The sequence below is a fragment of the Blastococcus capsensis genome (assembly GCF_030165005.1).
Lineage (GTDB): Bacteria > Actinomycetota > Actinomycetes > Mycobacteriales > Geodermatophilaceae > Blastococcus > Blastococcus capsensis.
On the sequence record NZ_JASNNW010000015.1, the window covers coordinates 26,308 to 40,087 of the forward strand.

The window sequence follows — 13,780 nt, forward strand, 5'->3', positions numbered from 1 at the left end:
CGGCGAGGCATCAGAGAGCGAGCTGCTGGGCCAGCACGCGCTGCGGATCTTCCGGCGCGACGGCGAGGGCCGCGGCCAGGAGCAGCCGTCCCTGCCAGGGGCTGAGGTCGCCGGCGAAGACGGCGCCGACCCGCGCCAGACGAGCACCCCCGGCGGCGTAGAGGGGGACGACCGGACCCGCCTGCACCCGGGAGCAGATGAGCACGGGGACGCCGTCGGCGACGAGCTGCTCGACGGCCTCGGCGACCGCCGGGGGAACGTTGCCGGCGCCGAACGCCTCGAGCACCACGCCGGCGGCCCCGGCAGCCACCGCGGCGTGCAGCAGGGCGGCGTCCGCGCCCAGGTAGCAGGCGACGACGTCGACCCGTGGCAGGTCGGCCGCCGGGTCGAGCGGCAGCGGCACCGGGCGGACGGGCCTGCACAGGGGCAGCGCCGAGTCGCCGGCCAGCCGGAGCGCCGGGCCTCGCCCGGGCGCCCCGAACGCCCCGCTGCGCAGGGTGTCGATCTTGCGCACGCCGCGGGCGGCGAAGGCCACGCCGTCGAAGCAGAGCAGGACGCCGAGGTCCCGGGCGGCGGGGGAGGCGGCGACGCGCAGCGCGTCGGCGAGATTGGCCGGGCCGTCCGGCGCCGCGGCGTCGAACGGGCGCTGCGCCCCGGTGAAGACGATCGGGCGCGGATCATCGTGCAGGAGGTCGGTGAAGAACACCGTCTCCTCCATGGTGTCGGTGCCCTGCGTGACGACGACGCCGTCCACACCCTCGGCCAGGCACCGGCGGGCTTCGGCCACCAGTTCCCGCAGGTCCGTCGTCGTGAACGCGAAACTGCCGACGGTGCCGAGGTCGCTCGTCGTCACGCTCAGCCCACCGAGCGGCCCGGCCGCCGCCAGCAGCTCCGCGGCGGGGGTGACGGCCGCGAGCCCGCCCGGGCCCTGCCGGCTGGCGATGGTCCCTCCCGTGGCCAGCAGATGTACCCGTGCCACGCCTGCTCCTTCCCGGCCGCACCCGGCCACCATCGATGACGCGCCCAGCGTCCCCTGCGCGCCGTCGGTCGGCGACCGCACGACGTCAGCGTGCTGGACGGCGTCGTACGGCCACGCCGCACCGCACGTGGCCCGACGCCCCGGTGCGCGGGACCGGGGCGCCCGGTCGGGTGACAGTGGTGTTGGCTGCCGGGTATGCCGGGCAGTCAGTGGCCGGCGCGTGGCGTCACGACGGTCCCCGACGAAGGCAGGAGGCGCGGTGCGCGACACCCCACGTCTGCTGCTGGTCGTGAACCGCGCCGCGGGCACGGCGCAGGACGACGCGGTCGAGGCGGCGTTGGCCGAGCTGCGCACGGGCGCCGACGTGGCGGTGGCCGCGACGGGTGACGCCGCCGAGCTCGACGAGGTCCTGGAGCGCAACGACGGCCGCCGGGTCGTCGTCCTGGGCGGCGACGGCTCGGTGCACGCCGTGGTGGCGGCGCTGGACCGCGTGGGGCTGCTGACCCCGGAGGAGCCGATCGGCATCGTCGCCCGCGGGACCGGCAACGACCTGGCCCGCTCTCTCGGGCTTCCGCTGGATCCGGTGGACGGAGCCGCGGCGGTCCTCGCCGGAACCGCACGCAGCGTCGACCTGCTCCGCGACGACACCGGCGGCGTCGTCGTCAACGCCGTCCACGTCGGTGTCGGGGCCGAGGCCGCCGCCGAGGCGGTCCGCCTGAAGGGGCGGCTGGGTGCGGCGGCGTATCCCCTCGGTGCCGCGATCGCCGGGTTGTCGGGTGCGGGCTGGAACCTCCGCGTGGAGATCGACGGGCGCATCGCGACCTCGGCGGAGTGGGCGGCCGACGGCAGCTGCGCCGTCCTGATGCTCGGGGTCTGCAACGGCGCCACCATCGGCGGCGGCACCCCGCTGGCTCCCGACGCGGAGCCCGACGACGGGCTTCTCGACGTCGTCATCAGCACCGCGATCGGGCCGGTGGCCCGGGTGGCGTACGGGGCGGCGCTGGCGGCCGGTCGGCACGGCGACCGGCCCGACGTCCTGGTCGTGCGGGGCCGCGAGGTCCGGGTCTCGGGCGCCGCGGTCGCCGTCGACGCCGACGGAGAGCTGGACGAGATCGAGGTCGCGCGCACGTGGCGGGTGGACCCCGCCGCCTGGTCGGTGCTCGTCCCCGGGTAGCACCCGGTCGGGTGCGGGCGGTCCCGGTGCGGCCGGGGTCCGGCCCGGACGCAGGTCACGGGCTGCGGCCCTACCGGCCGGTAGGGGGTGTGACCTGCGACCACGGGTTAGGTTCGACGCAGAACAGTGGTCGTCGGCAGGGGAGTGGCGCGTGGGTAGGTCGGTGCTGGTGACCGGCGGTAACCGGGGGATCGGGCTGGCCATCGCCCGGGCCTTCCAGGAACAGGGCGACTCCGTGGCGGTCACGCACCGCGGCAGCGGTGCCCCCGACGGGCTGTTCGGTGTGCAGTGCGACGTCACCAGCAGCGATGACGTCGACCGCGCGTTCGGCGCGATCGAGGAGCACCACGGCCCGGTCGAGGTCCTGGTCAGCAACGCCGGGATCACGCGCGACGGGCTGTTGATGCGGATGAAGGACGAGGACTTCACCGACGTCGTCGATGCCAACCTCACCGCCGCGTACCGGGTGTCGAAGCGCGCTGCCGCGAAGATGGTGCGCGCTCGCTCGGGCCGGATGATCTTCGTGTCCTCCGTCGTCGGCCTGCTGGGCTCGGCCGGCCAGACCAACTACGCGGCGAGCAAGGCCGGGCTCGTGGGCCTGGCGCGGTCGATCGCCCGCGAGCTGGGCAGCCGGAACATCACGGCGAACGTGGTGGCGCCCGGCTTCGTGACGACGGACATGACCGCGGAGCTGCCGGAGGCCCGGCAGAAGGAGATCCTGGGGCAGGTGCCGCTGGGCCGGTACGCCTCGGCGGAGGAGATCGCCGGCGTCGTGCGCTTCCTGGCCAGTGACGCGGCCGGCTACATCACCGGGGCGGTCGTCCCGGTCGACGGCGGACTGGGGATGGGGCACTGATGGGGATTCTCGAAGGCAAGAAGGTCCTGATCACCGGGGTGCTGACGGAGGCGTCGATCGCCTTCGCCACCGCGCGGCTCGCGCAGGAGCAGGGCGCCACGGTGGTCCTGTCCAACTTCGGCCGCGCCCTGTCGCTCTGCCAGCGGATCGCCAAGCGGCTGCCGCAGGAGGCCGCGGTCGTGGAGCTCGACGTCACCGATACCGAGCACCTGGCCACGCTGGCCGACCGGCTGCGCGAGCAGGGCGTCGACCGCCTCGACGGCGTCGTCCACTCGATCGGCTTCGCGCCGCAGGAGGCGATGGGGGAGGGGTTTCCCGAGGTTGCCTGGGAGCACGCCGCGACGGCCTTCCAGGTGTCGGCCTGGTCCTACGCCTCGCTCACCCAGGCCTGCCGTCCGCTACTGGCGAACCCGTCCTCGGTCGTCGGGCTGACCTTCGACGCCTCCGTGGCCTGGCCGGTCTACGGCTGGATGGGCGCGGCGAAGGCGGCGCTGGAGTCCACCTCCCGCTACGTGGCCCGCGAGCTCGGCCCCGACGGCGTGCGGTCCAACATCGTCGCGGCCGGCCCGCTGCGCAGCATGGCCATGAAGTCCATCCCGGGCAGCAAGCAGTTCGAGGAGGCCTGGGAGGGCCGCGCCCCGCTCGGCTGGTCGGTCACCGACACCGAGCCCGCGGGCAAGGCCGTCGTCGCCCTGCTCTCGGACTGGTTCCCCGCAACCACCGGAGAGATCGTGCACGTCGACGGGGGATTCCACGCCGTAGGCGTGTGAGGTCATAGAGCCACGCCGTCGGCGTGTGAATGCATCCGTCGCGCATCCCGGGAGAGAAGAACAGCGTGCCACGCGCAACCGTCGACATCACGCCCGAGGGACAGCGACCCGACGAGGACCCTTCGCTCGCCGTCCGCAACAACGGCGGTACGCCGCCGTCGACGGAGCCGGCCCCGGCCGGGCGCCGCGAGGCGCTGCTGCTGCTGTCCTTCGGGGGTGCCGAGGGCCACGACGACGTTCTGCCGTTCCTGGAGAACGTCACCCGCGGCCGCGGCATCCCCCGGGAACGCCTGGAGGAGGTGGCCGAGCACTACCACCACTTCGGCGGCGTGAGCCCGATCAACGACCAGAACAAGGCACTGCTCGCGGCGCTCGAGGAGGAGCTGACCGCGGCCGGCATCGACCTGCCGGTGTACTGGGGGAACAGGAACTGGGCGCCCTACGTCGAGGACGTCTGGGCGCAGATGGCCGACGACGGCATCGAGCACGTCTACGTCCTGGCCACGTCGGCCTACGCCTCTTTCTCCGGCTGCCGGCAGTACCACGAGGACATCGCCCGGGCCCGCGTGGCTACGACCTCCCCGACCCGCCCAGGCGGCCCGACGGCGGAGAAGCTGCCGCACTACTACGACACCCCGGGGTTCGTGCAGGCGAACGCCGACGCGCTGGCCGCGGCCCTGGCCACCTTGCCCGCCGAGCTCCGCGACGGCGCTCGTCTGGTCGCGACGGCGCACAGCATCCCGGACACCATGGCTGCCGTCGCCGGGCCCGACGGGCACGCCTACGAGGCGGAGCTGATGGCCGCCGCCGAGCGGGTGGTGGCCCAGGTCGCGCCGGACCGGCCGTTCGACCTGGTGTGGCAGAGCCGCAGCGGTCCGCCGTCGATGCCGTGGCTCGAGCCAGACGTCAACGACCACCTGCGCGCGCTCGCCCAGGCCGGCGAGTCCGCCGTCGTCCTGTTCCCGGTCGGGTTCGTCAGTGATCACCTCGAGGTGATCTGGGACCTCGACAACGAGGCGAAGGAGACCGCCGAGGAGGTCGGCCTGGTCTTCGCCCGCGCGGCCACGGCGGGCACCCACCCGGCGTTCGTGGAGTCGTTGCGCGGCCTGCTGGAGGAGCGCCGCGCCGGTGGCCTGCCTCGCCTGGGCACGAACTGCCCGGCCGCCTGCTGTTTCGTCGCGCGTCCCGCCCGCCCGACCGCCTGAGTCCCGCCCGGTCGGCGCCTTTGTGGGTGTTCCTCGCGCCTTGCCGGTCCTGCAGGACCCGCAGAGCGCGAACAACACCCACAAGGCGGCCGGATGGCGTCAGTCGGTGCCCGACTCCATCGCCGCGCGGTCGAGCAGCTCGTCGTGCTCGGAGACCGTGCCACGGGAGGCGATGGCCTCGGCGCCGCCCTGCTCTGACGCGTCGATCAGCCCGGTGGACGCCGCCTGCGCGGCGCCGATCGACGCGTGGGTGGCTCCGCCCACCATGCCGATCCGCGCGTACTGCTCGAGCCGCGCGCGGGAGTCGGCGATGTCGAGGTTGCGCATGGTCAGCTGGCCGATCCGGTCCACCGGCCCGAACGCCGAGTCCTGGGTGCGCTCCATCGACAGCTTGTCCGGGTGGTAGCTGAACGCCGGGCCGGCGGTGTCGAGGATCGAGTAGTCCTCGCCCCGCCGCAGCCGAAGCGTCACCTCGCCGGTCACCGCCATCCCCACCCAGCGCTGCAGGGACTCCCTGAGCATGAGCGCCTGAGGGTCCAGCCAGCGGCCCTCGTACATGAGCCGGCCCAGGCGCCGGCCCTCGCTGTGGTAGGTGGCCAGCGTGTCCTCGTTGTGGATCGCGTTCACCAGCCGCTCGTAGGCCATGTGCAGCAGGGCCATGCCCGGCGCCTCGTAGATGCCCCGGCTCTTGGCCTCGATGATCCGGTTCTCGATCTGGTCGGACATGCCCAGGCCGTGCCGGCCGCCGATGGCGTTGGCTTCGATCACCAGGTCGACGGCGGAGTCGAACTCGCGGCCGTCGATGGTCACCGGCCGGCCCTGCTCGAAGCCGATCGTCACGGTCTCCGGCGCGATCGATACCTCCGGGTCCCAGAAGCGCACGCCCATGATGGGCTCCACGGTCTCGATGCCGGTGTCCAGGTGCTCGAGGGTCTTGGCCTCGTGGGTGGCGCCCCAGATGTTGGCGTCGGTGGAGTACGCCTTCTCGGCGCTGTCGCGGTAGGGGAGGCCGTGCGCGACCAGCCACTCCGACATCTCCTTGCGGCCGCCGAGCTCGGTGACGAAGTCGGCGTCCAGCCAGGGCTTGTAGATCCGCAGCCCCGGGTTGGCCAGCAGGCCGTACCGGTAGAACCGCTCGATGTCGTTGCCCTTGTAGGTGGAGCCGTCGCCCCAGATCTGGACGTCGTCCTGGAGCATGGCCCGCACCAGCAGCGTGCCGGTGACCGCGCGGCCGAGCGGCGTCGTGTTGAAGTAGCTGCGCCCACCCGAGCGGATGTGGAAGGCGCCGCAGGTCAGCGCCGCGAGCCCCTCCTCGACGAGCGCCGCCCGGCAGTCCACCAGGCGGGCGAGCTCAGCGCCGTAGGCGGTGGCCCGGCCGGGGACCGAGGCGATGTCGGGCTCGTCGTACTGCCCGATGTCCGCCGTGTACGTGCAGGGAACCGCCCCCTTGTCGCGCATCCACGCGACCGCCACCGACGTGTCGAGACCGCCGGAGAACGCGATGCCGACGCGTTCGCCGGCCGGGAGGGAGGTGAGCACCTTGGACACGAGCACAAGTATTCATGACGATGCATGACCATGCAGAAGCGGGTCCGGTTCTTCAGCGCGGCACCGCGTTGTACGCGGCGGTCACCGCCTCGCGGACGGCGGCGGCGAGCGGGCGCAGGGCGGCGTCCCGTCGTGCGGCCTGGGCGTGGTTGACCGCCGCGCCGGGGGCATCGGCCATCGCCAGGTCCAGGACGGCGGCCACCCGCAGCGCCCGGCCGAGCATCGACAGCGCGAGCGGGTCGTGGTCGTCCGGCAGCCCCGGGGCCGGCTTCGGGCGGGCGAGGCCGGCCAGCAGCTCCGGTACCTCGGGGTGCCAGCGGGCCAGATCCAGCTCGGCCAGGGTGCGGGCGGAGTCGGTGATCGCCAGGTCCAGGCCGCCCGACGCGGCACGCAGCGTCCCCTCGACCGGAGGCGGGGCGACGGAGTGGAGCTCGAACGCCGTCCACTGCAGAACCTCCGGTCCGATCGGTTCGGGCACGAGGACCACCCGATCGCCGACGGCGGCCTGACCGGCCTCCAGGGCCTGCGGCGCCAGGCCCGGCACCGCAGGGAGGCCGCGGACGTCGCCGGGGGCGGGGAGCACCAGGCGCAACCGGGTCTCGCCCAGCCCGCGCAGGGAGCTGAGCGCCTCGCCGAGGGGAACCGCGCCGTCGGTGCCCGGCAGCCCGCTCACCCGGTGGGCGGCGTCCCCGGTGACGGCGTGGAGGGCCTCGTCGAAGGAGGTGCGTCCGGTGAGCCAGGCGGTGGCCCACACGGCGAGCCGGCCGGCCGGGAAGTCGTGCACCGATCGAGGCTACGTCGGGGCCGCGGCACCCCTCCGAGGCGCTCCCTCTGCCAGACTCCGGACATGGCTGCCTGGTTGCTGTGGCTGATCGGCGCGGGACTGCTCGCCGTCGGTGAGGTGATGACCCTCGATCTGATGCTGCTCATGCTGGCCGGCGGCGCGCTCGGTGGCATGACCGTCGCCCTGCTGGGCGGGGCGGCCATCCTGCAGATCGTCACGTTCATCGTCGTCTCCGGCGTGCTGCTCGCCCTCGTCCGGCCCATCGCCACCAAGCACCTGACCAACCGGACGCCCCTCCAGCTCGACGGCGTCGACACGCTCATCGGGAAGACGGCGAAGGTGACCGCGGACGTCGACTCGTCGGGCGGCCGCATCCGGTTGGGTGCCGACGAGTGGACCGCCCGCAGCCAGCACGGCGGCGAGTCCTTCGCCGTGGGGGAGACGGTGCGCATCCTCCAGGTGGACGGCGCCACCGCCATCGTCGGCGACGCGCTGGAGTGATCGATCCACAGGGGTGATGACCGCAGCGGACCCGACGGGGCAGGATCAGCGCTGACCCCCGAGGAAGGGAGCCCGCCGTGGACGCGGCACTCATCGCACTGATCGTCGTCGCCCTGCTGGTGATCGTCGTGATCGCCAAGAGCGTGACCATCGTTCCGCAAGCCCAGGCGAAGGTCGTCGAGCGGCTGGGCCGGTACAGCCGGACGCTCTCGCCCGGCCTGTCGATCCTGGTGCCGTTCATCGACCGGGTGCGGGCGACGATCGACCTGCGCGAGCAGGTCGTCTCCTTCCCGCCGCAGCCGGTCATCACCGCCGACAACCTGCAGGTCGGCATCGACACCGTCGTCTACTTCCAGGTCACCGACCCGCGGCTGGCGGTCTACGGCATCGCGAACTACATCACCGGCATGGAGCAGCTGACGACGACGACGCTGCGCAACGTCGTCGGCGGGCTGAACCTCGAGGGCGCGCTCACCGGTCGCGACGGCATCAACAGCCAGCTGCGCTCGGTCCTCGACGGCACCACCGGCCCCTGGGGCCTGCGGGTGGCGCGGGTGGAGATCAAGGCGATCGACCCGCCGCTGTCCATCCAGGACTCCATGGAGAAGCAGATGCGCGCCGACCGCGACAAGCGCGCGATCATCCTCACCGCCGAGGGTCAGCGGCAGGCGTCGATCACGTCGGCCGAGGGTGAGAAGGCCGCCGCGATCCTGTCCGCGGAGGGCAAGAAGCAGGCGGCGATCCTGGAGGCGGAGGCCGAGCGGCAGAGCCGGATCCTGCGTGCCGAAGGTGAGCGGGCGGCGCTGTACCTGCAGGCCCAGGGCCAGGCGAAGTCGATCGAGACGGTCTTCCAGGCCATCCACGACGGCAAGCCCGACCAGGGGCTGCTGGCCTACCAGTACCTGCAGACGCTGCCGCAGATCGCGCAGGGTGACGCGAACAAGATGTGGATCGTCCCGAGCGAGTTCAGCAAGGCGCTCGAGGGGCTGGCCAGCCTCGGGGGCGCCCAGGAGGGGAAGTCCTGGATGGACGTCGACCCGTCCCGGGGCGCCTCCGGTGCCGGCTCACCGGACGGCGGCGGTCTGGACACCAGCAGCTGGTTCGAGTCGCAGCTGCCCCGGGCGGCCGACCAGCCCGAGGCGAAGATCGAGCTGTCCAGCATCACCGACTCCGCGCCGGCGATCCCCACCCCGCCGCCGCTGTCCCAGGTCACCGAGGACGTGCGGGACAGCGGGCCCGCGGCCGACCCGGTGGTGCGGGAGCAGTTCAACGCGAACGGCGACGGCCAGCAGTAGCCCCGGAGCCCGCGCCTCGCCAGGCGTAGGAGGCTGTGCATACGGATCGGCGGCCGAAGCCGTATGCACAGCCTCCTATGCCGAGGTCAGTCCTTGAGCAGGCCCTCGCGCAGCTTGGCCAGCGTCTGGCTCAGCAGCCGGGAGACGTGCATCTGCGAGATGCCGATGTCGGCTGCGATCTGCGACTGCGTCATGTTGCCGAAGAACCGCAGGATCAGGATGCGGCGCTCGCGGGCCGGGATCGTCGCCAGCAGCGGCTGCAGCGACTCGCGGTACTCCACGCCTTCCAGGGCGGCGTCCTCCTCGCCCAGCGTGGCCGCCAGGGTGGGGGAGTCGTCGTCGCCCGAGAGCCGCTCGTCCAGCGAGCTGCTGCGGTAGGCGTTGGCCACGGCGAGGCCCTCCAGCACCTCCGCGCGGGGGATGCCCAGGTGCTCGGCCAGCTCGCTGGGCGTGGGGGCCCGGCCGTTCTTCTGCGCCAGCTCGCCGACGGCGGCGTTCAGCGAGAGGTGCAGCTCCTGCAGCCGGCGCGGCACGCGGACCGACCAGCCCTGATCGCGGAAGTGCCGCTTGATCTCACCGGTGATCGTCGGCACCGCGAAGGAGAGGAACTCGACCCCGCGGGTCGGGTCGAAACGGTCGATCGCGGCGATCAGGCCGAGGGTGCCGACCTGCAGCAGGTCGTCGAAGGGCTCGCCGCGGTTGCTGAACCGGCGGGCGAAGTGCCGGACGAGGGGCAGGTGCTCCTCGACGAGGATCTCCCGCAGCCGCTCGCGGCGCGGGTCGTCCTTCTCCAGCGACGCGAGCTCGGCGAACAGCGGTGCCGTGCGCTCGGCCCGCTTCCGGTTCTCCGACAGCGGGGGCGCGTCGGGCTCGACCACCGGTGCGGCCGGTACGGCCGTCGGCGCCTCTTCCGCCTCCGCGGCGGTGGCGTCGGGCGTGTCGACGGCCGGCTCGTCCGAGGGGCCGGCCAGCCCCTCGTGGGTGGCGTCCAGTGGCTCCTCCTCGACGGAGTCGGTGGCAGCCGACCGGCTCACCGGGCCACCGAGAGATTCTGCCCCGAGTCGCTGCCCACCCCGGTCGTGTGGTGACCGGGGAGGTGCTTCTCGAGGGAGATGACGGCGACCGGCGCGTCGGATTCGTTCCCGGCGGGAACCTCCCGCTGGGTGGCGCGGCGGCCCTCGACCGCATCCACGAGCGCGGCGAGGATCGCCCAGCCGAAGCCGTCGGTCGGCACCTCCGTGCCGGTCGCGGTGGGCACCCAGGCGTCGATGCGCAACCCGACCCGGGTGATCTCGAAGACCACGGTCAGCGGGGCGTCGCCCAGGACGATCGACGTCAGCGTCGCGCAGGCCTCGTCGACGGCGAGGCGGAGATCCTCCACCGCGTCGAGGTCGTAGTCCATGCGTATCGCCAGGTCACCGGCCATCGCCCGCACCGCGGGCAGCTGGGTCGGTGTGGTGGGCACCCGCAGCTCCAGCCGCTCCGGGCGTCGTCCGTCCTGCGCGAGGGTGCCCCTCGAGTCGACCATCCGTCGTCCGCTCCTTCGTTGCCGGCGCGCTCGGCCCTCGAGTCGCGGCGGTTCCTCGCGCCGGGCGACCCGGCCACAGGTGGGGCGCGGACCGGCATCCCGGCTGCTGCACAAGGAGGCTGCGTACCCCGGCGGGACAGCCGCAGAAACGTGGCCGTCCACACGGGGTTCGCACTGCCCGAGCGCGGTTGCCGCGGCCGGGCCCCTGCTGTTTCCTGGCCGGAGATGAGCGCCAGTTCCGACAGTCTGCCACCCGGCCCCGACGTCCCTCCGGACGAGGGCTCCGCTGTGCTGCTCGCCGCCCTCGAGAACGCGCCGGACGCCATGTTCTGCCTGGTCGCCGATGCCGCGGAACCGCTCTGGGTGAACGCCCGCGCGCGGCAGCTGGAGGCGCGCCGCAACGGGCTGCCCGAGATCTCCGGGCGCCCGGTGGCCGACCTGGTGGACACCGCGCTGCGCACCGGCCAGGCCCAGACCGTGCACGGGAGCCTGGGGAACGACGGCCCGATGACGACGGCGACCGCCCGGCCCATGACGGTGGGCGGACGCGCCGGGGCGCTGGTCCTGCTCGAGGCGCTGGCGACCGACGACGTCCACCGGGCGCAGCTGTCGCTGCTGCCACCGTCGTTGCCGATGCTGCCCGACGTCAGCCTGTCCGGCAGCTACCACCAGGCCACCGACCTCTCCGTCGCCGGCGGTGACTGGTACGACGCCGTCCCCCTCGGCAACGGACGGGTCGCGCTCGTGGTCGGCGACGCAGTGGGGCACGGGGTGCCCGCAGCCGGCGCGATGAGCCGCTTGCGCGGGGCGATGCGCTCCACGCTGCTGCGCGACGCGGAGCCGGCGGGCGTGGTCGCGGCGCTCGATGCCTTCGCCGCCCAGATGGACGACGTCGAGGGCACGTCGGTGTTCTACGGCGTCCTGGACGCCGCCTCGGGGCGGCTCGTGTACAGCGCGGCCGGCCATCCCGCGCCCCTGGTGGTGCTGCCGGACGGGAGCACGTCCTTCCTCGCGATGACCCCGCGGCCACCGCTGGGAAGCATGCCCGGCACCCAGGCCCCCGTGCACGAGGAGGTCCTGCCCCAGGGCGCCACCCTCGTCCTGTTCTCCAACGGCGCCCTCGCCGGCACCGGGATCGCCCCCGCGGAGGCGCTGGACCGGCTGGGAGAGGTCGCCCGGGAAGTGCTGGACGCGCCGGGTGCCCTCGACGTCGAGGCCGCGGCCGGGCTCGCCGCAGCGGTCGCCGAAGGGGTGCGCCGGCCGCACGGCTGGCTCGACGACGTCGCCGTCCTGGTGGCCCACCGCCGGGCCACCGCGCAGCAGTCGCTCCGGATGGACCTGGTCGCGGTGCCCTCGGCGTTGCCCGGGGTGCGCCGCCGGCTCAGCGCCTGGCTGAGCGAGCTCGGCATGGGGGAACAGGACCGGGTCGCCGTGATGGTGGCGGTCGGGGAAGCCTGCGCGAACTCCGCCGAGCACGCCTACCGCGGCAGCGAGCCCGGGCCGATGTCGGTGACCGCGCAGGTCGATGTCGACGGCGTCCTGACCGTGACCGTGCGCGACGAGGGGGCCTGGCGACCGCCGGACCGCGACCCCGGCGACCGCGGGCGTGGCCTGCTGATCATGCGCCAGCTGGTCGACGGCGTGACGCTGGCGGAGGACGGCGGTACCACGGTCACGTTGAGCTTCCGGCTACGCCGCACGCCGGAGGAGGACCTCGACGAGCACCGCCTGCCCGACAACGCCGACGTCGTGGTCGACCGGAGCGGCGAGCGGCCGGTCGTGCGGGCCAGGGGCGCGGTCGACGCCGCGGCCGCCGAGCAACTACGGATCCGCATGCTGGAGGCCAGCCACGGCGGCGCCGGCCCGACGGAGCTCGATCTCGCCGGGGTGAGCCTGTTCAGCAGTGCCGCCGTGCGGGTGGTCCTGGCGATGGCGCGCATCGCGCGGGACGAGTCCTGGCGGCTGGTGGTGCACGCGCCCGAGGGCGGCGTCACCCGCCACGTCCTGGAGATCAGCGGGCTGGACGGTCTGGTCGACCTCCGCTGAGGTGTGACGCTGTGTCCGGGAGCGTTTGCGGAACGGCTCCGGTGCACACCCACCGCCCGTGAGACTGCGGCGTAGCGACGTGCACGGCCCCGGGTACCGACGCCGGCGGGCCGGGCGCGGTTTCGCCTACTACGACACCGACGGCGCCCTCATCAGGGACGACCGCCTGGACCGGATCCGGCAGCTGGCCATCCCGCCGGCCTGGAAGGACGTCTGGATCTGCCCCTGGCCGGGCGGCCACATCCAGGCGACCGGCGTCGACGCCGCCGGCCGCCGTCAGTACCGCTACCACGACGAGTGGCGGACCCGGCGCGACGCGGAGAAGCACGAGCGGGTCCTGGAGATCGCCCGTGAGCTCCCCGATGTCCGGGATGCGGTCCAGGCCGGGTTGCGGACCCGCGGCCTGAACCGCGACCGGGTGCTCGCCACCGCCATCCGGATGCTCGACCTCGGTGCCTTCCGGGTGGGCAGCGAGCAGTACGAGGAAGAGAACGGGACCTACGGACTGGCCACCCTGAAGCGGGCGCACGTGTCGGTCCGTGGCGAGCGGACCTTCTACTCCTACACCGCCAAGGGTGGCATCGAACGCGAGGTCGAGATCACCGACCGGCCCACGGCCACCGTGGTCCGCCAGCTGCTGGAGCGCCCGGCCGACGCCGGGGAGGACCTGCTCGCCTACCAGACCGAGGACGGCGAGTGGCAGGACGTGACCAGCGCGGAGGTCAACTCCTATCTCAAGGAGATCAGCGGAGCCGAGATCACCGCGAAGGACTTCCGGACCTGGACGGCGACCGTGCTGATGGCGGCCGCGCTGGCGGAGGCGCCGCCGCCGCCCTCGAAAACTGCCCGCAAGCGGGTGATCAGCGCCGCCTACAAGCGGGTCAGCGAGCAGCTGGGGAACACGCCGGCGGTCTGCAAGGCCAGCTACGTCGACCCGCGGGTGGTCGACCGCTTCGAGCACGGTGAGACGGTGGCCCAGGCGCTCCAGGTGGCCGACCAGGTGGAGGCCGACCGGGACACCCAGAAGGTCCTGGAGCAGGCGGTCTGCCAGCTGCTGTCGGCCTGAACGCGAGGAAGGCCCCCGCCGGTGATCC

General features: G+C 73.5%; 13 protein-coding genes. 8 read left to right on the forward strand and 5 right to left on the reverse strand.

What is annotated here, in order from left to right:
* Positions 1-10: 10 nt before the first annotated feature.
* Positions 11-979, reverse strand: coding sequence for an asparaginase (locus QOZ86_RS13630; RefSeq protein WP_284492516.1), 969 nt, complete (start codon positions 977-979; stop codon positions 11-13).
* 259 nt (positions 980-1,238) lie between these two features.
* On the opposite strand from QOZ86_RS13630, the gene QOZ86_RS13635 reads away from it, so the two are divergent.
* The 4 genes from QOZ86_RS13635 (at position 1,239) to QOZ86_RS13650 (ending at position 4,984) form a co-directional block, all read left to right on the forward strand.
* Complete coding sequence (locus tag QOZ86_RS13635) at positions 1,239-2,153, forward strand: diacylglycerol/lipid kinase family protein (RefSeq protein ID WP_284492517.1); 915 nt, start codon at positions 1,239-1,241, stop codon at positions 2,151-2,153.
* Between the two features lie 151 nt (positions 2,154-2,304).
* Positions 2,305-3,009 (forward strand): beta-ketoacyl-ACP reductase, encoded by a 705-nt coding sequence (fabG, locus tag QOZ86_RS13640; RefSeq protein WP_284492518.1) that lies wholly within the window; start codon positions 2,305-2,307, stop codon positions 3,007-3,009.
* Positions 3,009-3,779, forward strand: a complete 771-nt coding sequence (fabI, locus tag QOZ86_RS13645) for an enoyl-ACP reductase FabI (RefSeq protein ID WP_284492519.1) — start codon at positions 3,009-3,011, stop codon at positions 3,777-3,779. The genes fabG and fabI overlap by 1 nt, the downstream gene beginning before the upstream one ends.
* A gap of 65 nt (positions 3,780-3,844) precedes the next feature.
* On the forward strand, positions 3,845-4,984 hold the full coding sequence (locus QOZ86_RS13650) for a ferrochelatase (RefSeq protein ID WP_284492520.1): 1,140 nt from the start codon (positions 3,845-3,847) through the stop codon (positions 4,982-4,984).
* 99 nt (positions 4,985-5,083) lie between these two features.
* Here the strand turns inward: QOZ86_RS13650 and argG are convergent, their stop codons facing one another.
* Positions 5,084-6,532, reverse strand: coding sequence for an argininosuccinate synthase (argG, locus tag QOZ86_RS13655; protein ID WP_284492521.1), 1,449 nt, complete (start codon positions 6,530-6,532; stop codon positions 5,084-5,086).
* A gap of 52 nt (positions 6,533-6,584) precedes the next feature.
* The gene (locus tag QOZ86_RS13660) at positions 6,585-7,316 is read right to left on the reverse strand and encodes a hypothetical protein (RefSeq protein WP_284492522.1); all 732 of its coding nucleotides are present in this window, start codon (positions 7,314-7,316) and stop codon (positions 6,585-6,587) included.
* 63 nt (positions 7,317-7,379) lie between these two features.
* Here QOZ86_RS13660 and QOZ86_RS13665 point away from each other — a divergent pair, with 63 nt between their 5' ends.
* Together QOZ86_RS13665 and QOZ86_RS13670 are read left to right on the forward strand one after the other, a co-directional pair.
* Complete coding sequence (locus tag QOZ86_RS13665; protein ID WP_284492523.1) at positions 7,380-7,817, forward strand: NfeD family protein; 438 nt, start codon at positions 7,380-7,382, stop codon at positions 7,815-7,817.
* A 77-nt stretch (positions 7,818-7,894) separates the two neighbouring features.
* Positions 7,895-9,112, forward strand: a complete 1,218-nt coding sequence (locus QOZ86_RS13670) for an SPFH domain-containing protein (RefSeq protein ID WP_284492524.1) — start codon at positions 7,895-7,897, stop codon at positions 9,110-9,112.
* A gap of 86 nt (positions 9,113-9,198) precedes the next feature.
* Here the strand turns inward: QOZ86_RS13670 and QOZ86_RS13675 are convergent, their stop codons facing one another.
* Positions 9,199-10,146: an RNA polymerase sigma factor SigF gene (locus QOZ86_RS13675; RefSeq protein WP_284492525.1), complete on the reverse strand. Its 948-nt coding sequence runs from the start codon at positions 10,144-10,146 to the stop codon at positions 9,199-9,201.
* On the reverse strand, positions 10,143-10,640 hold the full coding sequence (locus QOZ86_RS13680) for an ATP-binding protein (RefSeq protein ID WP_284492526.1): 498 nt from the start codon (positions 10,638-10,640) through the stop codon (positions 10,143-10,145). Before QOZ86_RS13680 ends, QOZ86_RS13675 begins: the two co-directional genes overlap by 4 nt.
* Positions 10,641-10,865: 225 nt before the next feature.
* On the opposite strand from QOZ86_RS13680, the gene QOZ86_RS13685 reads away from it, so the two are divergent.
* Positions 10,866-12,686 (forward strand): SpoIIE family protein phosphatase, encoded by a 1,821-nt coding sequence (locus tag QOZ86_RS13685; RefSeq protein ID WP_284492527.1) that lies wholly within the window; start codon positions 10,866-10,868, stop codon positions 12,684-12,686.
* 58 nt (positions 12,687-12,744) lie between these two features.
* A complete protein-coding gene (locus QOZ86_RS13690; protein WP_284492528.1) occupies positions 12,745-13,752 on the forward strand; it encodes a DNA topoisomerase IB in 1,008 nt (335 codons plus the stop codon).
* Positions 13,753-13,780 lie beyond the last annotated feature (28 nt).

Excerpts from the sequence above, each read along its gene's own strand:
- fabI (WP_284492519.1), top strand. The coding sequence starts at position 3,009 with ATGGGGATTCTCGAAGGCAAGAAGGTCCTGATCACCGGGGTGCTGACG.
- QOZ86_RS13665 (WP_284492523.1), top strand. The coding sequence starts at position 7,380 with ATGGCTGCCTGGTTGCTGTGGCTGATCGGCGCGGGACTGCTCGCCGTC.
- QOZ86_RS13680 (WP_284492526.1), bottom strand. The coding sequence starts at position 10,640 with ATGGTCGACTCGAGGGGCACCCTCGCGCAGGACGGACGACGCCCGGAG.
- QOZ86_RS13685 (WP_284492527.1), top strand. The coding sequence starts at position 10,866 with ATGAGCGCCAGTTCCGACAGTCTGCCACCCGGCCCCGACGTCCCTCCG.